The sequence below is a fragment of the Azoarcus sp. CIB genome (assembly GCF_001190925.1).
Taxonomy (GTDB): domain Bacteria; phylum Pseudomonadota; class Gammaproteobacteria; order Burkholderiales; family Rhodocyclaceae; genus Aromatoleum.
This window is the reverse complement of record NZ_CP011072.1, coordinates 676,991-697,129: the sequence shown is the minus strand read 5'-3', so window position 1 is coordinate 697,129 and position 20,139 is coordinate 676,991. Positions and strand designations below refer to the sequence as shown.

The following is a 20,139-nucleotide window of genomic DNA, read 5'->3' as shown; positions in this document are numbered from 1 at the left end:
CGGCGCCACCGCCATTCCATTCACATGCGCTGGCAGCGCGGGCAGAAGAAGGTCGAGCGCTGCCCGCACACCACCCGCTGCACGCTCGTACCGCACACGCGGCACGGCTGCCCGTCGCGGCCGTAGACGAAATATTCCTGCTGGAAGTAGCCCTTCTTTCCGTCGCCACCGACGAAGTCCCGCAGCGTACTGCCGCCCGCGGCGATCGCCGCCAGCAGCGTCTCGCGCACCGCGACCACGAGCCGCCCGATGCGCCGAGGCCCGACGCTGCCGGCCGGCGCCAGCGGATGGATGCGCGCCCGGAACAGGCTCTCGGACGCATAGATGTTGCCGACCCCGACGAGACGGTGCCCGTCCATCAGCGCCTGCTTGATCGGCGCGCGCACCCCCTCGAACGCGCGGCGCAGCCAGGGGCCGGAGAACTCCTCCCCGAGCGGCTCGATGCCGAGGCGCGCGAGCAGCGGATGCGCGAGCGCATCGCCCGGCTGCCACACGACCAGCCCGAAGCGTCGCGGATCGCGCAAACGCAGCGCCCGGTCGCCGAATACCAGATCCACATGATCGTGCACGCCCGGCGGCTGATCCGCATCGACCACCCGCAGGCTGCCCGACATGCCCAGATGCACGATCACGCTGCCGGCGGGGAAATCGAGCAGCAAGTACTTCGCCCGCCGCCTCACCCCCTGCAGCGGCGCGCCGGCCACGCACTCGCCCAGGTCCGGCGGCACCGGCACGCGCAGGCGCCCGTTGCGCACGCTCACGCCGGTCATGGTCCGACCGTCGATCGCCGGGCGTATGCCGCGGCAGGTCGTTTCGACTTCAGGCAATTCAGGCATTCACGACACTCGAAAGCATTGGGGACACGCCCCGAAAACCGACCCCGACAGCCGCCGCGCTTGCCCGCAAACGAAGAAACTGCATAACATCGGGCGAACGCATCCGCATTCGGGCCTTCTAACGGACGACTGCCGACGCACCGCGGCAACAGCATACGTCAGACACGACCGCAGGGCCGGTTTGAAGTTCGTGCAATCCCCTCTGGGCCAAGTACATGAATCGCCTCATCTCCTTGTTCGCTTCCGGTCTGGGACTGGCCATCGCGCTAGCCTTCCCGGCCTCCACGCAGGCTGCGCCCGCCCCCGACGAGACGGCGGCCGCAGCCCCGCTGCCGGATCAGGAACTCAGCGCGCGCACCCTATACACCTTCCTGCTGGCCGAAATCGCCGGTGCACGCGGCGAGGTCGGCATCGCCGTGCAGGCCTATGCCGACCTCGCACAGCGCACCCGCGACCCGCGCATCGCGCGCCGGGCGATGGAAATCGCGCTGTTCGCGCGCAACATGCCTGCGGCGATCGACGCCGCCCGCATCTGGTCCGAATCCGACCCGAGCTCCGAGGAAGCCCGGCGCATCCTCGCGGGCCTGCTCGCCGGCGGCGACGGCCAGCTCGAACAGGTACAGGCCCAGCTCGCCCGCCTGCTCGCGCAGTCACCCGAAAACGTCGACAACCACCTGATGGGCCTCAACCGCGCCTTCTCGCGCGTGCAGGACAAGGAAGCCGTGAAGGGCATCGTGATGCGCCTGACGGAGCCCTACACGAGCCACCCGGAAGCCCATTTCGCGCGCGCCCAGGCCGCCGTCGGCGCCGGCGACATGATGGAATCCGTCGCCTCGATCGAGACCGCCCTGCGCCTGCGCCCCGACTGGGAGCCCGGAGTGCTGTTCAAGGCGCAGCTCCTGTCGCAATCCGGCGCGATGCAGGAGGCCACGAAGCTCGTCGGAGAATATCTGCAGCGCCACCCCGACAGCCGCAACGCCCGCCTCGCGCATGCCCGCGCGCTGGTGTCGACACGGCAATTCGAGGCCGCGCGCAAGGAATTCCGCCAACTCCTCGACGGCGCGCCCGACGACCGCGAGCTGATGTACGCCGTGGGCCTGCTGTCGGCCCAGCTGGAAGACTACGACGCCGCAGCCACCCAGCTCGAACGCGCGCTGAGCGCCGGCCACCCCGACGACGACAGCATCCGCCTCAACCTCGGCCAGGTCGCGGAAAGGCGCAAGGACAGCGAAACCGCCCTGCGCTGGTATCGCGCCGTCGAACCGGGACCGCAGCACTTCGACGCCCAGCTGCGCATCGCCTCGGTGCTCGCACGCGACGGCAAACTCAAGGAAGCGCGCGAGCACCTGCGCAGCGTCAAGGTCGAAGAGTCCGAGCGCAAGCGCCTGCTGCTCGCCGAAGCGCAGCTCCTGCGCGGCGCCGGCAAGGAAGCCGAAGCCTTCGAGCTCATCGACGGCGCCCTGCGCGACAACGCGGACGACACCGACCTGCTCTATGAATCGTCAATGCTCGCCGAAAGCCTCGGCAAACTCGACATCATGGAAGGGCGGCTGCGCAAGCTGATCGCGCTGCGCCCGGACTTCTCGCACGCCTACAACGCGCTGGGCTATTCCCTCGCCGATCGCGGCGTACGCCTCGACGAGGCCGAAGCGCTGATCGTGCGCGCGCTCGAACTCACCCCCGACGACCCCTTCATCCTCGACAGCATGGGCTGGGTGCGCTTCCGCCGCAACGACGCCAGCGGCGCCCTCGCTCATCTCGAAAAGGCCTACGGCATGCGCCAGGACCCCGAGATCGCCGCCCACCTCGGTGAAGTGCTGTGGACCCTCAAGCGCCAGTCCGACGCGTCGCGCGTGTGGGACGAGGCGCTGAAGAGCAACCCCGACAACGGGGCGCTGAAGTCCGTCGTCAAGCGCCTTCGCGGCCAATGAAGCGCGCCGCATTCGGGACAGCCGGGCAGGCTGTCGCCGCGGCGTTTGCCGTGATGCTCCTGGCCGGCTGCGCGAGCCAAGCCACACGCGGCCTCACCGCCGCGCCGCGCCCCGTGGCCGCAGCCTTCGAACTCGAAGGACGCCTCGCCGCCAGCGACGGCGAACGCGCCGCCAACGGCACCCTGACCTGGTCGCACACGCCGGCGGCCGACGAATGGACCGTTTACAGCCCCCTCGGCCAGATCGTCGGCCAGCTCGTGCGCACCCCGCGCGGCGCCATGCTGCTCACTGCCGACGGCCGCGCCGAACAGGCCGAAGACGTCGACGCCATCCTGCCGCGCCTGCTGGGCGTACCCGCACCGATCGACGGCCTGCAGCACTGGGTGCAAGCCTCGGCGCGCCCCGGCGCGCGCGTGCTGAGCCTGGACGAGGCCGGCCGCCCGACGCGCATCGCCGACGCCGGCTGGATCATCGACTACACCGAATACGCCGGCCCCGCGACCGACGCCGCGCCGCGCCGCATCGACGCTGCCTGGGGCGAAGCACGCATCCGGCTCGTCATCGACCAATGGACACCCCTCCGTTGACCCGCCTCGAACACTGCCCCGCACCGGCCAAGCTGAACCTCTTCCTGCACGTCGTCGGCCGCCGCGCCGACGGTTACCATCTGCTGCAGACCGCCTTCCGCATGCTCGACTGGGGCGACAGCCTCAGCTTCGCCCTGCGCGCGGACGGCGCCGTGCGCCGCACCACGGAAGTCGCAGGAGTGTCCGAGGAGCAGGATCTGGTCGTACGTGCAGGCCGGCTCCTGCAACAGGCGAGCGACTGCCGCCTCGGCGCCGACATCTCGATCGACAAGCGCCTGCCGATGGGCGGCGGCCTGGGCGGCGGCAGCTCGGACGCCGCCACGGCCCTGATCGCCCTGAACCGCCTGTGGGGAACCGGCCTGAGCCGGGCCGCACTGGCGAAGCTCGGCCTGCAGCTCGGCGCCGACGTCCCCTTCTTCATCTTCGGGCGCGACGCCTTCGCCGAGGGCGTGGGCGACGAACTGCAGCCGCTGCCCCTGCCGCCCGCGTGGTACGTGGTCGTCGCGCCCCCGGTCGTGGTGCCCACCGCTGAAATTTTCCGCGCGGAGGAGTTGACGCGCGATACGGGACCCATCAGAATAACGGACTTCGCAGCAAGCACCACCCGTAACGATTTGCAAGCAGTCGCATGCAATCGATATCCCGAGGTCGGTGCGGCAATCGAGTGGCTGGCGCAGTTTGCGCCCGCGCGGATGACCGGATCGGGCGCCTGCGTGTTTGCCGAGGTTGGCAGCGAGATGGAAGCGAACGACATTGTCGAGAAGTGCCCAGCGCCGATGCGGGCATGGAAGGCAAAAAGTCTGGCGAGACATCCGCTGAACGACTGGCTCGATTGAGCGGGCGAAAAAGGTTTATTGGGGAGTCGCCAAGTTGGTCAAGGCACCGGATTTTGATTCCGGCATTCGAAGGTTCGAATCCTTCTTCCCCAGCCAACATATCCGGGCAGGCCTCGCGCCTGCCCGAGTCGTTTTTACCCTCGCCATTCTAGCGGCATCGGAGATTCGGACATGGCCTACGGCAGCCTGATGGTCTTCACCGGCAACGCCAACCCCAAACTCGCGGCGGATGTCGTGCGCAGATTGGGCATTTCCATCGGCTCGGCCACGGTGGGCCGCTTCTCCGACGGCGAGGTCAACGTCGAGCTGCTCGAGAACGTGCGCGGCAAGGATGTCTTCATCCTCCAGCCGACCTGCACACCGACGAACGAGAACCTGATGGAAATGATGGTCCTCGTCGACGCCCTCAAGCGCGCATCGGCCGGCCGCATCACCGCCGCCATCCCCTACTTCGGCTATGCCCGCCAGGACCGCCGTCCGCGTTCGGCGCGCGTGCCGATCACTGCGAAGGTCGTCGCCAACATGCTGCAGGCCGTCGGTGTCCAGCGACTGCTGACGATGGACCTGCACGCCGACCAGATCCAGGGCTTCTTCGACATCCCGGTCGACAACGTCTATGCGGCACCGGTGCTGCTCGCCGACCTGGACAAGCAGAACTACGACGACCTGCTGGTCGTTTCGCCCGACGTCGGCGGCGTCGTGCGCGCCCGCGCCTTCGCGAAGCGCATGGAATGCGATCTGGCGATCATCGACAAGCGCCGTCCGAAGGCCAATGTCTCCGAGGTGATGAACATCATCGGCGAGGTCAAGGACCGCACCTGCGTGATCATGGACGACATCGTCGACACCGCCGGCACGCTGTGCAAGGCCGCCACCGCGCTGAAGGAACATGGTGCCCGCCGCGTCCTGTCCTACTGCACCCACGCAGTGCTGTCGGGCGCCGCGGTGTCGCGCATCTCCGAGTCGGACCTCGACGAACTGGTGGTCACCGACACCATCCCGCTGCGCGACGACGCCAAGGCCTGCCCGCGCATCCGCCAGATCTCGGTCGCCTCGCTGCTCGCCGACACGATGCTGCGCATCAGCAACGAAGAGTCGGTCAGCTCGCTGTTCATGGAATGAATTTCGTCCCCGGCACGGCCGGGGACTCAACCCATCCGTCTGGTCGCGGACGGATCGTTTCAACCAGGAGTATCACCATGCAAATCGAATTCAAGGCCACCAAGCGCGTGGAACAGGGCACGGGTGCGAGCCGCCGCCTGCGTCGCGCCGGCCAGATCCCGGGCATCATCTACGGTTCGGGCGAAGCCCAGAACATCGCTCTGGATCACAACGAGCTGTACCACCTGCTGCGCAAGGAAGCCTTCCACGCTTCGATCCTGTCGGTGAACATCGACGGCACCAAGCAGCCGGTCCTGCTGCGTGACACCCAATGGCATCCGTTCCGCCAGCAAGTCCTGCACCTGGACTTCCAGCGCATCGACGCGAACCAGAAGATTCACCTGAAGGTGCCGCTGCACTTCGTCAACGCCGACACCAACCCGGCGGTCAAGCTTGGCGGCTGCATGATCTCGCACACCATCAACGAACTCGACGTCGGGTGCCTGCCGGGCAACCTGCCGGAGTTCATCGAAGTCGACCTGAAGGATCTCGAGGCTGGCCAGTCGATCCACGTTTCGCAGCTCAAGCTGCCGGAAGGCGTCGAACTCGTTGCACACGGCGAAGGCGACCCGGTCGTGGCCACCGCCCTGACGGTCAAGGGCGCCGCCACTGACGAGGCTGCCGAAGGCGCCGCTGCCTGAGGCTCCCGCCTCGGCAAACCGGGATGACGGAGACACCGACACGATGACCGCTGCTGCACCGCGTCTCGTTGTCGGGCTCGGCAATCCCGGCGCCGAATACACTGAAACCCGGCACAACGCCGGGTTTTGGTTTTGTGAGCGGCTCGCCGACACGCTCGGCGCGCGCTTCAACCACGAATCCCGGTTCCACAGTCTGGTCGCGAATGCGCGCGACGCCGGCATCTGGCTGCTGATGCCGCAGACCTTCATGAACCGTTCCGGACAGGCCATCGGCGCACTCGCGCGTTTCTACCGCATCGCCCCGGCCGAGATCCTCGTCGTGCATGACGAGCTCGACGTCCCGCCCGGCCAGCTGCGTCTCAAGTTCGGCGGCGGCCTCGGCGGACACAACGGCCTCAAGGACACCTCGGCGCACCTCGGCACGAACGACTACTGGCGCCTGCGCATCGGCATCGGCCATCCGGGCGACCGCAACGAGGTCGTAAACTTCGTGCTGAAACCCGCGCGCCGCGAGGAACAGGCCCTGATCGACGAAGCCATGGAGCGCGCCCTCGCGACCTGGCCGATGATCGCCCGAGGCGACTGGAACGCCGCCACCACACGACTGAATGCCCGCCCGGCCGCGCCCAAGCCGGCCAAACCCAAGGACGAATCGCGCCCATGAGCCTCAAATGCGGAATCGTCGGCCTGCCCAACGTCGGCAAGTCGACCCTGTTCAACGCCCTCACGAAAGCCGGCATCGAAGCGGCCAACTACCCCTTCTGCACGATCGAGCCGAACGTCGGCATCGTCGAGGTGCCCGATCAGCGTCTCGCCGCACTGTCCGAGATCGTCAAGCCGCAGAAAATCCAACCCGCGATCGTCGAGTTCGTCGATATCGCCGGCCTCGTTGCCGGAGCGTCGAAGGGCGAAGGCCTGGGCAACCAGTTCCTCGCGAACATCCGCGAAACCGACGCGATCGTGCATGTCGTACGCTGCTTTGCCGACGATAACGTCGTGCATGTCTCCGGCAGCGTCGATCCGATCCGCGACATCGAGATCATCGACACCGAACTCGCACTCGCCGACATGGCCACCGTCGAAAAGGCCGTGAATCGCTACAAGCGTCCCGCCGCCGCCGGCGACAAGGACGCCAAGGTCCTCGTCGCGGTGCTCGAGAAGTGCCTCGCCCAGCTCAACGAGGCGAAGCCCGTGCGCGCGCTCGACTTCAGCAAGGAAGAATGGGCGAGCATCAAGCCCTTCTGCCTGATCACCGCCAAGCCCGTGCTGTACGCCGCCAACGTCGCCGAGGACGGCTTCGAGAACAACCCGCATCTGGACGCCGTGCGCGCCCACGCGAAGACGGAAGGTGCCGAGGTCGTCGCGCTGTGCGCCGCGATCGAGGCCGAGATCGCCGACCTCGACGACGCCGACAAGAAGGACTTCCTCGCGTCGATGGGCCTCGAGGAACCGGGTCTCGACCGCCTGATCCGCGCCGGCTACACGCTGCTAGGCCTGCAGACCTACTTCACCGCGGGCGTCAAGGAAGTGCGCGCCTGGACGATCCACGTCGGCGACACGGCCCCGCAGGCCGCCGGCGTGATCCACACCGACTTCGAGCGCGGCTTCATCCGCGCGCAGACGATCGCCTACGACGACTTCATCGCCTACAAGGGCGAAGCGGGCGCGAAGGAAGCGGGCAAGATGCGCGCCGAAGGCAAGGAATACGTCGTCAAGGACGGCGACGTGCTGAACTTCCTGTTCAACGTCTGAGCCACCTCGACGCATCACCCAAAAAAGCCCGGTCCTCCGGGCTTTTTCATATAGGGCGAGCTCAGAACGGCACCGGGCTGACGAACTTCATCCGCTGCTTGGTCTGCGGATGGTCGAAGGCAAGCATCGCCGCGTGGAGGTGCAGCCGCGGGTGGCGCTCGGCACTTTCGGGCGGGGCGTAGAGGGTGTCGCCGAGGATCGCGTGACCGATCGTCATCATATGCACTCGCAGCTGGTGCGAGCGCCCGGTGACCGGCTCGAGCTCGATGCGCGAAACGGCGCCCGCTCCCGTGCCGCTGCGCTCGACGACGCGGTAGTTGGTGAGCGCGCGCCGGCCATTCACCGGATCCACCATCTGGCGCGGTCGGTTCGGCCAGTCGACGATCAGCGACAGGTCGACCTCGCCGTCCTGCGACAGCACGTGGCCGTGCACAAGCGCGAGGTAGCGCTTGTCCACCTCGCGCTTCTCGAACGCCATGCTGAGTCGGCGGTGCATCTCGGCGCCGCGCGCGAGGACGATCAGGCCCGAGGTGTCGAAGTCGAGGCGGTGGACGATGCGTGCGTCGGGGTAGGTCGCCTGGATGCGGGCGACGAGGCAATCCTGCTTGTGTTCGCCGCGCCCGGGCACGGACAGCAGGCCGGCGGGCTTTTCGGCGACGATGATGTAGTCGTCGACATGGACGATCCGGGGTTCGAGATGCGGCACGGTAATCGAGTCTTGGGAAACGGCGGATACGCGCGGCGCGCGCGACACGGTGTGCGATGGAGCGCCTATTCTACCGCCCGCCGCGGTCGCCGGCCGGACGCTTGCGGAAGGTCCACAGTGCATTGCCGACGTAGTGCCAGCCGAGCAGGATGGCGGTGGTGACGATCTGCGCGATCAGGTAGTGCACGCCGACGAGATCGACGAAGAGATACATCAGCAGGGCGTTCCAGCACAGCCCCATGCCGGCGATCGCGAGGAAGCGCGGCAGTGCCTCGGCATGCGCGCGGTCGGAGCGGAACACCAGGGTGCGATTCATCGTGTAGTTCACGAGCGCGCCGAGCAGGAAGCCCGCGACCGAACCGGCGATCGGATCGACGCCGGCGCCCTCCACCAGCGCGAGCAGCAGCGCGTAGTGGGCCGCGGTGCCGACCGCGCCGACGAGCGCAAAGCGCAGGAAGCGGCCAACGTGGCCGCGCAAACGATCAGGGTCGCTCATTGCGGCAGGCGCGGCTCGCGATCAGCGCCGGCTAGCATGCGGCGGTCGCGCACGACGGCAAGGACGACGCCTTCACGCGCTATCTCGCCGATGATCTTGCCCTTCACCGCCGTGTCGCAGTCCATGTGCGTCGGCGACAGGAAGAAGTCGGCCACGCGCCAGTCGCGCGTGACCTCCAGCCCCGGCGCGAGCCAGGCCGTGCCCTGCAGCGACTCGGCACACACGGCGACGGTCCAGGTACGGGGCGCGACGCCCTCGGCCGCGACGTAGGCGTTGAGGTGGTTGGCGGCCTCGCGCAGCGCGTCGCCCCAGTAGTCCTGCTCCCAGCGCCCTTCGGTCCCGCGCAGGCCGCTGGTGAAACCGTTGTAAGCGACGTACTCGTACGGATGCAGGCGCACCAGGGTGACGAGGTGAGTCGCAGCCAGCAGGCCACAGCCCGCGATCGCGGCGAGCCGCGCCTTGGGCCAGCGCGAGGCGCGGGCGGCGGTCGCGACGAGGCCGGCGGCGGCGAGCACGGCCAGCGGCGGCAGCAGGAAGGTGAAGTGCCGGATACCGTTGTAGAGCGGCGGCGCAGCGAGCAGCGTGTAGGCGAGCGGGAAGCCGGCCGCGAGCGTCACGGGGAGCCAGCGCAGGGCCTGCGCACGTCCGGGCGGCGACGCGAACAGGCCGGGCAGCACGCGCAAGGCGCTCAGCGCGGCGAGCGCGATGCCGAGCAGGAACAGTTCCGGCAGGCGCACGAGCAGGTAGCTCGCGAGGTAACGGCCGGGCACGTCGCCGTTCTTCATCACGACCCCGTCGAGGATCGTGTACAGCTCGAACGAGAAGCGCGAGAACGTCGTCATCGCCTTCACGAGGTTGCCGCCCGACTGGACCGCCCACGGCCAGAAGAGCCCCAGCAGCGCGAACGCGAGGGCCGCCGCGGGCAACAGGGCAAGGACCGCACGGCGCAGCACGCCAAGGCGTCCGCGCAGATCCTCGCCGTTCAGCCAAGCCGCGGCGAGCACGGCGACGCCGAGGTAGAACACCGCGAACACGGCACCGACGCGCAGGCCGAAGGCGCAGCCGATCGCGATGCCGAGACCGACGAGATCGCCCGCCTTCACCGCCGGCAGGCGGGTCGCGAAGCGCGTCGTGAAATACAGCGACCACACCATCGTCGTCGCGAAGGGCACGTCCTTGGTGTGCGTGAACATCGCGCCGGACCACGCCCCGGTGAGAGCGAGCAGCACCAGCGCGACCAACCCCGCGGCCTCGCCCATCAGCAGGCGCGCGAGCAGCCATGTTCCGGCCAGGCCGAGCACGCCGAAGCCGGCCGACAGCAGGTGGCGCAGATCCCACACGTTCATCGGCACGACACGTTCGAGCGCCGCGGCGATCAGGTCGAAGAGGCCGCCGTAGAGATAGAGGTTCTTGTACGCGAAGGCGCTGCGGTCGGCAAAACCCGAAGCATAGAAGTCGAGCAGCAGGCGCCCGTAGACGTGCTGCACCTCCTCGTCGTTGCTGATGCCGTGCTGGTCGAACGAGAACAGCACATAGGCGCCGAGGACGGCGAAGACGAGCAGCGCGAGGCGGAAGGCGAGTTGCGGCGACAGCAGGCCTGCGGGCGCGGTCGGCGCGCCCGGAAAGACGGCTGGAGCGCTCACTTCGCCGCCTCGTCGAAGCCGATACGCTCGGAGACCAGGTACAGCGGCCGCTGCTTGACCTCGGTGAAGATGCGTCCGACGTATTCGCCCAGCACGCCCAGGCTGATCAGCTGGATACCGGACAGGAACAGCACCGAGACGATGATCGACGCGTAGCCGGGAAGGTCGATGCCGAAGATCGCCGTGCGCACGACCAGCCAGCCGCCGTACAGCACGGACAGGCCGGAGATGCAGACACCGATCGTCGACCACACGCGCAGTGGCAGCGTGCTGAAGGCGGACAGGCCGTCGATCGCGTAGCGCAGCAGGCGCAGCAGGGACCAGGCGGAAGCCCCGGCGGCGCGCTCGGCAGGCTCGAAGTCGATCGTCTCCTGACGGAAGCCCACCCAGCTCGTGATGCCCTTCATGAAACGGGTGCGCTCGGGCAGGCTGTTGATCGCATCGACGACCGCACGGTCGAAGAGGCGGAAGTCGCCGCCCCCTTCCTCCAGCGCGACTTCCGACACGCGCTTGAAGAGTCGGTAGAAACCGCGCGAGAGCTGGCGCCGCAGCCACGGGTCGGTGTCGCGCGAGCGGCGCACGGCGGTGACCATCTTCGCGCCGTCGTGCCAGCGCGCAAGCATCTCGGGAATGAGTTCGGGCGGATGCTGCAGGTCGCCGTCCATCAGCACGACGATGTCGCCGCGCGCCGCGCGCAGGCCGGCCGCCATCGCGGCCTCCTTGCCGAAGTTGCGCGCGAAGCGGATCGCCCGGATCGCCGGGTCGATGGCCGCCAGCACTGCGACCTCGGCGAAGGTCGTGTCGCGACTGCCGTCGTCGACGAAGACGAACTCGTGGCCGGCCAGCGGCAGATCCGCGATCGCCGCCTTCAGGCGCTCATGCAGAGCTCCGAGCGAACCGCTTTCGTTGTACAGCGGGATCACGACCGACAGTAGCGGCGCGGAGACGGGGAATGGGGCGACGCGCACAGTGGCGCGGGGGGTGGGAGCTGACACGTTATTCCGGCGGGTGATGAATGGGCGAGGCGCCAAACCTCGCAGGATAAACGCAAACGGGCTCTGGCGCGTTGACGCGGGAGCCGCTATAAGGAGGGCCATGAACGAACAGCCCTCCGCCGACCGCCGACCGACCCGCCCGATCATCATCTGCGCCGACGACTACGGCATCGCGCCGGGCGTCAGCGAGGCGATCGCCGGGCTGATCGCGGCCGGGCGCCTGTCCGCGACGAGCTGCATGACCCCGCTGCCGGACTGGAGACGGCACGCGGGCCTGCTGCGCGAAACCGTCGCGGCACATCCGGCCGATGTCGGCCTGCACCTCACGCTGACGGATCACGTGCCGCTCACCGCTGCGGCCGGACTTGCACAGGCAGGACGACTGCCGTCGATGGGCCGGCTGCTGCCGCGCGCGCTCGCACGGGCGCCGCCGCGGCAGGCGATCCGCGACGAGCTGCGCGCCCAGCTCGACGCCTTCGAGAACGCCTGGAACGCCGCGCCGGATTACGTCGATGGCCACCAGCACGCGCACGTCCTGCCGGGCATCCGCGACGTGTTGATCGAGGAACTGCTGCTGCGCTACCCGTCCGGGTCCGTGTGGGTGCGCGACTGCCGGGAGTCCCTCGCCCGCTGCGTACGCCGTCGCACGGCGCTGCCGAAGGCGCTGCTGATCTCCTCGCTCGGCCTCGGCCTGCACCGGCTGCTGCGCCGCCACGGCCTGCCCGCCAACGACGGCTTCGCCGGCCTGCACGACTTTTCCGGGCGAGTTCCGTTCCGCACGCTGATGCAGTCCTTCCTTGCCGGCAGCGGTCCGCGGCCGCTCGTGCATGTGCACCCGGGCCGCGTCGATGACGAGCTGCGCGCCTGCGACGTGCTTACGACGCCGCGCGAGACGGAACTCGCCTACCTCACATCACCCGCATTCGCCGAAGACCTGGCCGCGGCGGGGCTTCACCCCGCGCGCTTCGCCGATTTCCGGCGCCAGGCGCAGGCGACCAGCCAGATCAGTCCGCCCGACACGAGCAGCGGGTCGATCAGGTAATCCCACAGGTTGGTCGATTCGAGCAGCCGCAACCGCCACATCGCGAGCGCGGCCGTGAGCGCCCCGGCGATCATCCAGCGCCCGGTCGTAGCAGCGGCCAGCGCGACCGCGCCGACCGCCAGCGGCATCACCACGCCGCCGTAACCCCACGCATAGGGGTCGATGGCGCCCAACCCCAGCGCGGGCGGATAGAACAGCAGCCCGGCGACGACGGCCAGCGTCGCGACGAGCACACGCTCGCCGCGGGGGACGACGCATTCGCACGCACAACGTGCGCACAGCAGGGCCGCGAGCGTCGCCGCGGTCGTCACCGAGGCGGCCCCGACCGCGCCACGCAGCACGGCCAGCAGGCTGGTGCCGCCGACGGGCAGCCACAGCAGGGCGGCGATCGCGAGCACCGCCGCCGCAGCGTACGCGGGTCGCCGGCGCAGTCCCGGCACGCACAGCGCGAACGCGCAGGCCCAGGCGAGGGAATCGAAGAGCGCAGGGATCACAGCCTTGCCTCCAGCCACGCGCGATTGAAGCGCAGGTGGCGGATGAACGAACGGTTCCACGTATACACGAGGTGGAAATCGCCGTCGGTACCGCGCACCAGATGGGGATAGTCGTACTGCCACGCGCAGGTCTCGCCGCGGCACAGATTGGCCTCCGCGTTGCGCATGACGGACGCCACAGCCGGTCCGGGCCCCAGCGATTCGATGTCCTTTGCGAGCAGGGGGCGCAGCACGTCCGGGCCGAAGCTGCGGCCGAGGAAGTCCTCGCGGTCCTCGAACCGGTGGATCGCGCGCCAGTGCCGGCCGTCGTCCTCGCTCACGAGCAGCGACAGGCGCAGGCGCTCGTCCTCGGTGTCGTTGGCGACCGCGATCAGGCGGCCGTCTTCCAGCGCGAACGCGGCCAGCGCCGAATTGGGGTTCGCGAGATCACTCGCTTCGACGGCTGACCACGTGCGCCCGCCGTCGCGCGTCTCGCTGCGCCACGCACGCGGCGGTTTAGTCTCGCCCGCGAAGCGCTGCATCACCACCGCATGCTGCGCATCCTTGACCAGGATCACCGGCTGCAGCGAGCGATCGCCGTGGTCCAGGCGCTGCTTGCGGCGCACGCTGCCCTCGGGCGTGAGCACGAGCAGCTCGCCGAACTTGCCGGCCAGCTCGTGATACACGGGCAGGCCGATGTCGCCGTTGTCGAAGAACACCGGGGCCCCCTTCGCGAGGGTGCTCAGGTTGAAGAAGGGCGAGGCGACGAAGCGCGTGGCGGACGTCCAGCTGCGCCCCATGTCGGCCGAGCGGATCAGGTTGAGATGGCTGGTCGCCCAGCCGCCCAGGGTCACGCTCACATACACCACCCACAGCTCGCCCGACGGCACCATGAAGGCGACCGGATTGCCCATCTTGCGCACGAGGCGGCCGAGGTCGCGCGAGGTCTGCGCGGGCGTCGCAATCGTGAGCTGCTCGCCCCAGCGTCCGGCAGCGGGATCGAAGAAGGCGCCATAGACCTTCACGTCGGTCGCGCCCTCGCGCGAGCCGCCGAACCAGGTCGAGAACAGGCGCCCGTCGGGCAGCGCGGCGATCGACGCGGCATGCACGCGCGCAGGTTCGGCCGCATTGACGACGAAGCTGGCCAGCGTCGGCTCGCCTCCCTTGCCGACCGACTCTGCTGAAGCCGGTGCGACGAATCCCGCCGCCGGTGCCGCATGGAAACCCGGCCAGGCGGCCCACACGCTTACGCCGGCGATCGCCGCGAGCGCGAACACGCGCAGCCCGCCCGATACGTTCCGATTCATTGCCGATCTTCCCCCGAAACACGCAGCACGTAGTGGCGCGACAAGGTTTCCTCGCGCCGATGCGGATCGAGGAAGCGGATGTTGAGCCGCGTAACGCGGAACTCCGGACTCGCCGCGAGCTCCTCGACCCTCAGCCCCGCGCCCTCGATCGTCTTGCGCCCCGCATCGGCCGCGTACACCAGCACCGGGCCCTGCGCCGCCTTCAGCTCGTTGAGCGTCACCGGCGGCGTGAGTTGTCCGGTGTAGAAATCGAAGCTGTTCGCGCGCGCGCCGAAATGCCGCACCCCGCCGACGTCAATGCCACGGGCTTGCAAGGCAAGGGCGAGATTGTTGCCCGCCTGGTAGCGCAACAGCTGCGGATAGAAATTGAAGTTCTGCAGGAAATTGAACACCGCGGCGACCACCACCGAGGCGAACACCAGCCGCGCCATGCCGTGCGCCGGTCGCGCCAGCATGATGCCCGCAAGCGCCAGCGCCACGACGCCGGCCGCAACGGCGACACCGTCGAGCGGGAAGGCCCAGGCGTTGAACGCGAGCGCCAGAACGCCCATCAGGGCCCACACCAGCCACTGCGCCACTTTCGCGCCGCGCGGCGCCGGCGCCCGCATGCGCGGCACGAGCCAGGACGCGAGCAGCACCGAGAAGAGCGGCAGCAGGATGTTCAGATAGTGCGGCAGCTTGAACCCGGAGGTCGAGATGATCCCGAACATCACTGCGATCGTACCCAGCGTCAGCAGCTCCTGCCCGGGGCACCGGCCGCAAGCGCGCCGCGACCAGTTCGCGCCCGCGCGCCCACACCGCCGCGGCGCCGAGCAGGCACCACGGCAGGGAAGGCCCACACGAAGGTGTGGAAGAAGAACAGCGGATCGCTCCCTCCCGCCGTGCCGAAGCGACCGCCCGACAGGCGCTCGAAGTTCTGCGACCACAGGATGAACTTCACGCCGCCGATGCCGAACTGGCGGTGGTAGGCCCACAGTACCGGAGTCGCGAGCGCCAACGTCAGCAGCGCGAGCACCAGCCAGCGCGGATCGAAGAGCCCGCGCCAGTCGCGGCGATACAGCAGATGCACGAAGATCGCGATCGCCGGCATCGCTACGCCGATCATCCCCTTGGTCGCGAAGCCCAGCGCGAGCCCGAGCGCGGCGAGCACGAGATTGCGCCAGCGGCGGTAGGTGGCGAACTCCGCGAGCTGCCAGATCGACAACGCGATCGCCGCGGTGAGCACCGCGTCCATGCGCACATCGTTGTTCGCGAGGATGAAGGCGAGCGAACTCGCGAGGACCAGCGCCGCGACCCGCCCGACCTCGCGCGAATACAGCACCCGCCCGAGCCCGTAGGTCGCGTAGACGCCCAGCACGCTGAACAGCAGCGACGGCAGCTTGAACGCGAACGTCGTGACGCCCAGCAGCTTGTACGCACCGGCTGCGAGCCAGAACAGCAGGTGCGGCTTGTCCAGATAGGGTTCGCCCTGGGTCACGAGCGACGCATAGTCGCCGGTGAGATGCATGTGCAGCGCGATCGTCGCGTGGTGCGCCGAATCGTTGTTCATCAGCGGCACGCAGAGACCGCCCAGATACACCACGCCCAGCAGCAGATAGAAGCCGTACAGGTTTCGGGAATCGGGCGTCACGATGGGGCGGGCAAACGGCCTTGGCAGGGAGCGTGGTCGGATACCGCAGGCGGTTCGGGCGCAGCCGGAGTCCCGCGGCGGCGGCAGGTTGCCGCGGCGCGCAATGTTATCATGCGCGGCTTGCGCCCCTGCGAGCACGCTGTTCCGCGCCCGCGACGCCCCCCGCCCCATGCCCCCAGCACCCTCACCGTACATCGGCCGCTTCGCGCCCTCCCCGACCGGGCCGCTGCATTTCGGCTCGCTTGTCGCCGCGATCGGCAGCTATCTGGAGGCGCGCAGCCGCGGGGGCCGCTGGCTGCTGCGCATCGAGGACGTCGACGCCCCGCGCACGATCCCCGGCGCCGCCGACGCCATCATCGCGACGCTGGCGCGCTTCGGCTTCGAGTGGGATGGCGACATCGTCTGGCAGAGCCGGCGACTGGACGCCTACCGCGCCGCCTTTGAACAACTCAGGACCGCAGGCCACGTCTTCCCCTGCGCCTGCACGCGCCGCGAGATGGCCGACTCCGCGCTCGCGCGCGACGGCTCGCGCATCTACCCCGGCACCTGCCGCAACGGCCTGCCGCCCGGCCGCAGCGCCCATGCGTGGCGCGTGCGCGCGCACGGGACGGTGGCGTTCGACGACCGCATCCAGGGCCGGCAGGAAGAGGATCTCGCGCGCGAGGTCGGCGACTTCGTCGTGCTGCGCGGCGACGGGCAGTTCGCCTACCAACTCGCGGTCGTCGTCGACGACGCGGCCGCGGGCGTCACCGACGTCGTGCGCGGCGCCGACCTCCTCGGCTCCACCGGCCGCCAGATCCACCTGCAGCACCTGCTGGGCGTACCGACACCCGGCTATGCGCACCTGCCGGTGGTCGTCAACGCGGCGGGCGAGAAGCTCTCCAAGCAGACGCTCGCCGCACCGATCGACGCCCTGCCGCCGGCCGCTGCGCTGGCGACCGGACTGGAGTTCCTCGGCCACACGCCGCCTGCCGAACTCGCGCGCGGGCCGCTGTCCGGGCTGTGGGACTGGGCCAGCGCAAACTGGACGCTCGATCGCGTGCCGCGACGGCCTCAGGCGCAGGCACCGGCCGGGCTCGCCGCCACGGCGTCCTGACGCCGCCCTACCAGGGGATCGCCTGGCAATCGCGGAAGAAGCCGCCAGTCGGCCCGTCCTCGGGCAGCGTCGCCGCCCACACCACGCATTCGACGCCCTCCTCGGGCAGGCGCGGCGCCTCCGGCCCGCCGAGATCCGTGCGGCACCAGCCGGGGCACACCGAATTGACCTTGATCGGGGTTCCCGCCAGTTCCGCCGCAAGGATGCGCGTCAGCGCGTTGAGCGCGGTCTTCGACATGCGGTAGGCGGGCGTGCCCGCATCCATGTCCGCCAGCTGCCCCATGCTCGACGCGAGATTGACGACCCGCCCCGCGCGACTCGTGCGCATCAGCGGCACCAGCGCCTGCGTGAGGCGCAGCGTCCCGATCAGGTTCGTCTCCAGCGTCTCGCGCACCTGATCGAGCGGCAGCTCGAGGATGCTGGTCGAATGGCGATCGATCAGGATGCCGGCGTTGTTGATGAGCACGTCGACGCGCCCGAAGTGCCCCGCGATCCAGTCGCGCAGCGCATTCACCGAGGCGTCGTCGGTGATGTCGAGCTGCTGCGTCTCGACGACGTGGCCGCTGATGGCGAGCTTGGAGCGCAACGGTTCGAGGTCGTCCGGATTGCGCGCGGTGGCGACAACCCGATAGCCGTCCATCGTTGCGAGGCGGTGCGCCGCCGCGCGCCCGAGCCCGCGGCTCGCCCCGCTGACGACCGAGATGATGCGGTCTTCCATGATGGGCCTCCCCGCCGCGCGCCGAATCGCAGCGCACGGGCGCGGGTTTCAGGAACGCAGGCGCGCGCTGAGCTGATCGACGATCTCGGCCCAGTCCGCGTCTTCCTTCAGCTCCTCGCTGAGGAAAGCCGCCTGCTGCGGCGACCAGAACGGCGCCTTGGCGAGCTCCACGCCGCACGGCAGGGGCGCGTGCGCGGCGATGAAGCGCTCGATCGCGGATTCGTCGGACGGCAGCCCGAGCTGGGCAAACAGGTTGTTCATCGTGTGGAGCGGCGGTTCCATGGGACACCTCCTGGGGATGGGCGGCACCTGCGCGACGCGTATCACGCGGCGCCGAACAACCCTTCGACTTTGCCGTCCCGGTCGAGTTCAGCCCGGCACGGCCTCAGCTGTGCCGGCCGTAGCCGGCCACACCGATCGCCAGACGCACCACCTGATAGGCCGCCCAGGTCGCCGCCCGGCGCAGCCGCGACAAGCGCCCCCAGTCCCCGCTGCGCAGCTCGCGTGCGCCGTTCGCGCGCGCCCGCTCGAGGCTACTGCGCAGGTCTGCGGCAAAGCCCGCATCGTCGACCACGACATTCGCCTCGCGCGCGAGCAGCAGGCTGAACGGATCGATGTTGCTCGACCCGATCGTCGCCCACTGACCGTCAACCACGGCGACCTTTGCGTGCAGGACGCTCTGCCGGTACTCGAACAGGCGGATGCCGCGGGCGAGAAAGAAGGGGTACAACGCACGCGTTGCGTACTGCAGCATCGGGTGATCCGACACCCCCTGCAGCAGCAGCACCACCTCCACGCCGCGCTCGGCGGCATCGACCAGCGCTTGGCGAAAGCGCCGTCCGGGGAAGAAATACGCGCAGGCGATCACCACCTCGCGCCGGGCCGCATCGATCGCATCGAGATAGGCCTCCTCGATGTCGCGACGATGACGCAGGTTGTCCCGGATCAGGAAGCACGCGCGCACGTTGCCCGCCGGGTCGATGCACGCCGGCGCGACGAGCGGCTGCGGTTGCCGCTGGCGCAGCCCGGCCCACGCGACCAGCCGCCACACGTGATGCACCGAATGCAGGATAGGCTCGACCAGCGGCCCCTCGACGCGCACCGCATAGTCGTAGCGCGGATGCGGGGGACCGTCGCGCGTCAGGTCGTCGACGATGTTGATGCCGCCGACGAAGGCCACGCGCCCGTCGACGACCGCGAGCTTGCGATGCAGGCGGCGCAGGCGGTGGCGGCGCATCGCGAAGACGCGCAGCTCGCGGCGGTAGACCTGCACGCCGACGCCGCTGGCGACGAGGCCCTGCATCACCGAACGCACGAAGGCACGGCCGCCGAAGCCGTCCACCAGCACGCGCACCGCGACACCGCGCGCGGCCGCGCGCGCCAAGGCCGCCGCGACCTGGGTTCCGACCCCGTCGTTCTCGAAGATATAAGTCTCGAGGAAAATCTCGCGCTCGGCGCCCTCGATCGCCTGCAGCAAGGCCGGAAAATAGTCGGCGCCGTTCTCCAGCAGGGTGATCGCATTGCCGCCGAGGAAGGTGCTCACCCGGCGGACTCCAGTTCCGCGGTCAGGGCAGCGTGATCGGAAATCCGCGACCAGGGCGGACCGGAATGTACGTCGGCCTGCCTGACGGAAAAGCCCCGCACGTAGATGCGATCCAGGCGGAACACCGGCAACCTGCTCGGGAAGCTGCGCGGCGGACGGCTGCGCCCCGAATCGAACGCATCCCGGACGCGCAGGCGCTCGACCAGCAGATCCTGCGCGCGGTTGCGCCAGTCGTTGAAGTCGCCCGCGATGATCAGCGGCGCACCGTCCGGCGCCAGGCGCTCCATGCGATCGGCCAGCGCCTCCATCTGCCTGCGCCGGCTGCCCGCGAAGAGCCCCAGGTGCGCGCACACGCAATGCACCGGCAGCTCGACCCCGGGCACCTGCACCTCGCAATGCAGCAGCCCGCGGCGCTCGAAACGGTGGTCGGAGACGTCCAGGTTGTTCGTCGAGACGATCGGAAAACGGCTCAGGATCGCGTTGCCGTGGTGGCCGTGGTCATACACCGCGTTGCCGCCGTAGGCGGTCTGGTGCCACACCTCCTCGGCGAGGAACTCATGCTGCGGCGGTTCGGGCCAGTTCGGATGGCGGCTCGCATGCCCCAGGTGCAGCCCCTGCACCTCCTGCAGGAACACGAGGTCGACGTCGAGGCTGCGCAGGCGGTCGCGCAGTTCATGGATCACCACGCGGCGATTGAACTGCGAGAACCCCTTGTGGATGTTGTAGGTGCAGACGCGCAGTTTCAT

General features: G+C 69.1%; 22 protein-coding genes and 1 tRNA gene. 10 read left to right on the top strand and 13 right to left on the bottom strand.

Translation table 11 applies throughout. From position 1 onward, the window contains the following. Window positions 1-20: 20 nt before the first annotated feature. Window positions 21-836 carry a bifunctional DNA-formamidopyrimidine glycosylase/DNA-(apurinic or apyrimidinic site) lyase gene (mutM, locus tag AzCIB_RS02990; RefSeq protein ID WP_050414527.1) on the bottom strand — a complete coding sequence of 272 codons (816 nt, stop codon included), beginning with the start codon at window positions 834-836 and terminating at the stop codon, window positions 21-23. Between the two features lie 215 nt (window positions 837-1,051). Here mutM and AzCIB_RS02985 point away from each other — a divergent pair, with 215 nt between their 5' ends. From AzCIB_RS02985 to ychF, 8 genes are all read left to right on the top strand, one after another. Next, window positions 1,052-2,767, top strand: a complete 1,716-nt coding sequence (locus tag AzCIB_RS02985; protein WP_050414526.1) for a tetratricopeptide repeat protein — start codon at window positions 1,052-1,054, stop codon at window positions 2,765-2,767. 53 nt (window positions 2,768-2,820) lie between these two features. Beyond that, window positions 2,821-3,354, top strand: coding sequence for an outer membrane lipoprotein LolB (locus AzCIB_RS02980; RefSeq protein ID WP_232299424.1), 534 nt, complete (start codon window positions 2,821-2,823; stop codon window positions 3,352-3,354). Further along, complete coding sequence (ispE, locus tag AzCIB_RS02975; RefSeq protein ID WP_050414524.1) at window positions 3,336-4,190, top strand: 4-(cytidine 5'-diphospho)-2-C-methyl-D-erythritol kinase; 855 nt, start codon at window positions 3,336-3,338, stop codon at window positions 4,188-4,190. Before AzCIB_RS02980 ends, ispE begins: the two co-directional genes overlap by 19 nt. A 19-nt stretch (window positions 4,191-4,209) precedes the next feature. Further along, window positions 4,210-4,286 (top strand) — tRNA-Gln (locus tag AzCIB_RS02970). Between the two features lie 75 nt (window positions 4,287-4,361). Continuing rightward, window positions 4,362-5,312: a ribose-phosphate pyrophosphokinase gene (locus tag AzCIB_RS02965; protein ID WP_050414523.1), complete on the top strand. Its 951-nt coding sequence runs from the start codon at window positions 4,362-4,364 to the stop codon at window positions 5,310-5,312. A gap of 77 nt (window positions 5,313-5,389) precedes the next feature. Further along, a complete protein-coding gene (locus tag AzCIB_RS02960) occupies window positions 5,390-5,992 on the top strand; it encodes a 50S ribosomal protein L25/general stress protein Ctc (protein ID WP_050414522.1) in 603 nt (200 codons plus the stop codon). A gap of 43 nt (window positions 5,993-6,035) precedes the next feature. Then, window positions 6,036-6,656 carry an aminoacyl-tRNA hydrolase gene (gene pth, locus AzCIB_RS02955; RefSeq protein ID WP_050414521.1) on the top strand — a complete coding sequence of 207 codons (621 nt, stop codon included), beginning with the start codon at window positions 6,036-6,038 and terminating at the stop codon, window positions 6,654-6,656. Continuing rightward, window positions 6,653-7,744 carry a redox-regulated ATPase YchF gene (ychF, locus tag AzCIB_RS02950; RefSeq protein WP_050414520.1) on the top strand — a complete coding sequence of 364 codons (1,092 nt, stop codon included), beginning with the start codon at window positions 6,653-6,655 and terminating at the stop codon, window positions 7,742-7,744. The genes pth and ychF overlap by 4 nt, the downstream gene beginning before the upstream one ends. A gap of 61 nt (window positions 7,745-7,805) precedes the next feature. Here the strand turns inward: ychF and AzCIB_RS02945 are convergent, their stop codons facing one another. The 4 genes from AzCIB_RS02945 to AzCIB_RS02930 all read right to left on the bottom strand — a co-directional run bounded on the left by AzCIB_RS02945 (window position 7,806) and on the right by AzCIB_RS02930 (window position 11,512). Further along, window positions 7,806-8,450, bottom strand: coding sequence for an RluA family pseudouridine synthase (locus AzCIB_RS02945; protein ID WP_050418181.1), 645 nt, complete (start codon window positions 8,448-8,450; stop codon window positions 7,806-7,808). A 70-nt stretch (window positions 8,451-8,520) separates the two neighbouring features. Next, entirely contained in the window at window positions 8,521-8,946 is a 426-nt protein-coding gene (locus tag AzCIB_RS02940) for a GtrA family protein (protein ID WP_050414519.1), read from the bottom strand. Beyond that, a complete protein-coding gene (locus AzCIB_RS02935; protein ID WP_083446857.1) occupies window positions 8,943-10,589 on the bottom strand; it encodes a glycosyltransferase family 39 protein in 1,647 nt (548 codons plus the stop codon). Before AzCIB_RS02935 ends, AzCIB_RS02940 begins: the two co-directional genes overlap by 4 nt. Further along, on the bottom strand, window positions 10,586-11,512 hold the full coding sequence (locus AzCIB_RS02930) for a glycosyltransferase family 2 protein (RefSeq protein ID WP_050418179.1): 927 nt from the start codon (window positions 11,510-11,512) through the stop codon (window positions 10,586-10,588). The genes AzCIB_RS02935 and AzCIB_RS02930 overlap by 4 nt, the downstream gene beginning before the upstream one ends. A gap of 172 nt (window positions 11,513-11,684) precedes the next feature. On the opposite strand from AzCIB_RS02930, the gene AzCIB_RS02925 reads away from it, so the two are divergent. Continuing rightward, window positions 11,685-12,626: a ChbG/HpnK family deacetylase gene (locus AzCIB_RS02925; protein WP_050414518.1), complete on the top strand. Its 942-nt coding sequence runs from the start codon at window positions 11,685-11,687 to the stop codon at window positions 12,624-12,626. Here the strand turns inward: AzCIB_RS02925 and AzCIB_RS02920 are convergent. Genes AzCIB_RS02920 through AzCIB_RS02905 form a run of 4 tightly spaced genes read right to left on the bottom strand, consistent with a single transcriptional unit; the run spans window position 12,536 to window position 16,036 of the window. Next, entirely contained in the window at window positions 12,536-13,120 is a 585-nt protein-coding gene (locus AzCIB_RS02920; RefSeq protein WP_050414517.1) for a hypothetical protein, read from the bottom strand. The genes AzCIB_RS02925 and AzCIB_RS02920 overlap by 91 nt on opposite strands. After that, window positions 13,117-14,406 carry a sialidase family protein gene (locus AzCIB_RS02915; protein WP_050414516.1) on the bottom strand — a complete coding sequence of 430 codons (1,290 nt, stop codon included), beginning with the start codon at window positions 14,404-14,406 and terminating at the stop codon, window positions 13,117-13,119. The genes AzCIB_RS02920 and AzCIB_RS02915 overlap by 4 nt, the downstream gene beginning before the upstream one ends. Next, entirely contained in the window at window positions 14,403-15,116 is a 714-nt protein-coding gene (locus AzCIB_RS02910; RefSeq protein ID WP_050414515.1) for a hypothetical protein, read from the bottom strand. Before AzCIB_RS02910 ends, AzCIB_RS02915 begins: the two co-directional genes overlap by 4 nt. A 20-nt stretch (window positions 15,117-15,136) precedes the next feature. Continuing rightward, entirely contained in the window at window positions 15,137-16,036 is a 900-nt protein-coding gene (locus tag AzCIB_RS02905) for an ArnT family glycosyltransferase (RefSeq protein WP_050414514.1), read from the bottom strand. Between the two features lie 169 nt (window positions 16,037-16,205). Here AzCIB_RS02905 and gluQRS point away from each other — a divergent pair, with 169 nt between their 5' ends. Beyond that, a complete protein-coding gene (gluQRS, locus tag AzCIB_RS02900; RefSeq protein WP_083447125.1) occupies window positions 16,206-17,132 on the top strand; it encodes a tRNA glutamyl-Q(34) synthetase GluQRS in 927 nt (308 codons plus the stop codon). A 7-nt stretch (window positions 17,133-17,139) separates the two neighbouring features. Here gluQRS and AzCIB_RS02895 read toward each other — a convergent pair whose 3' ends face one another. The 4 genes from AzCIB_RS02895 to AzCIB_RS02880 all read right to left on the bottom strand — a co-directional run bounded on the left by AzCIB_RS02895 (window position 17,140) and on the right by AzCIB_RS02880 (window position 20,139). Continuing rightward, entirely contained in the window at window positions 17,140-17,850 is a 711-nt protein-coding gene (locus AzCIB_RS02895) for an SDR family oxidoreductase (RefSeq protein ID WP_050414513.1), read from the bottom strand. A gap of 48 nt (window positions 17,851-17,898) precedes the next feature. Then, window positions 17,899-18,132, bottom strand: coding sequence for a DUF2789 domain-containing protein (locus AzCIB_RS02890; protein ID WP_050414512.1), 234 nt, complete (start codon window positions 18,130-18,132; stop codon window positions 17,899-17,901). 103 nt (window positions 18,133-18,235) lie between these two features. Further along, complete coding sequence (gene clsB, locus AzCIB_RS02885) at window positions 18,236-19,393, bottom strand: cardiolipin synthase ClsB (protein WP_050414511.1); 1,158 nt, start codon at window positions 19,391-19,393, stop codon at window positions 18,236-18,238. Further along, window positions 19,390-20,139, bottom strand: a complete 750-nt coding sequence (locus tag AzCIB_RS02880) for an endonuclease/exonuclease/phosphatase family protein (RefSeq protein WP_050414510.1) — start codon at window positions 20,137-20,139, stop codon at window positions 19,390-19,392. Before AzCIB_RS02880 ends, clsB begins: the two co-directional genes overlap by 4 nt.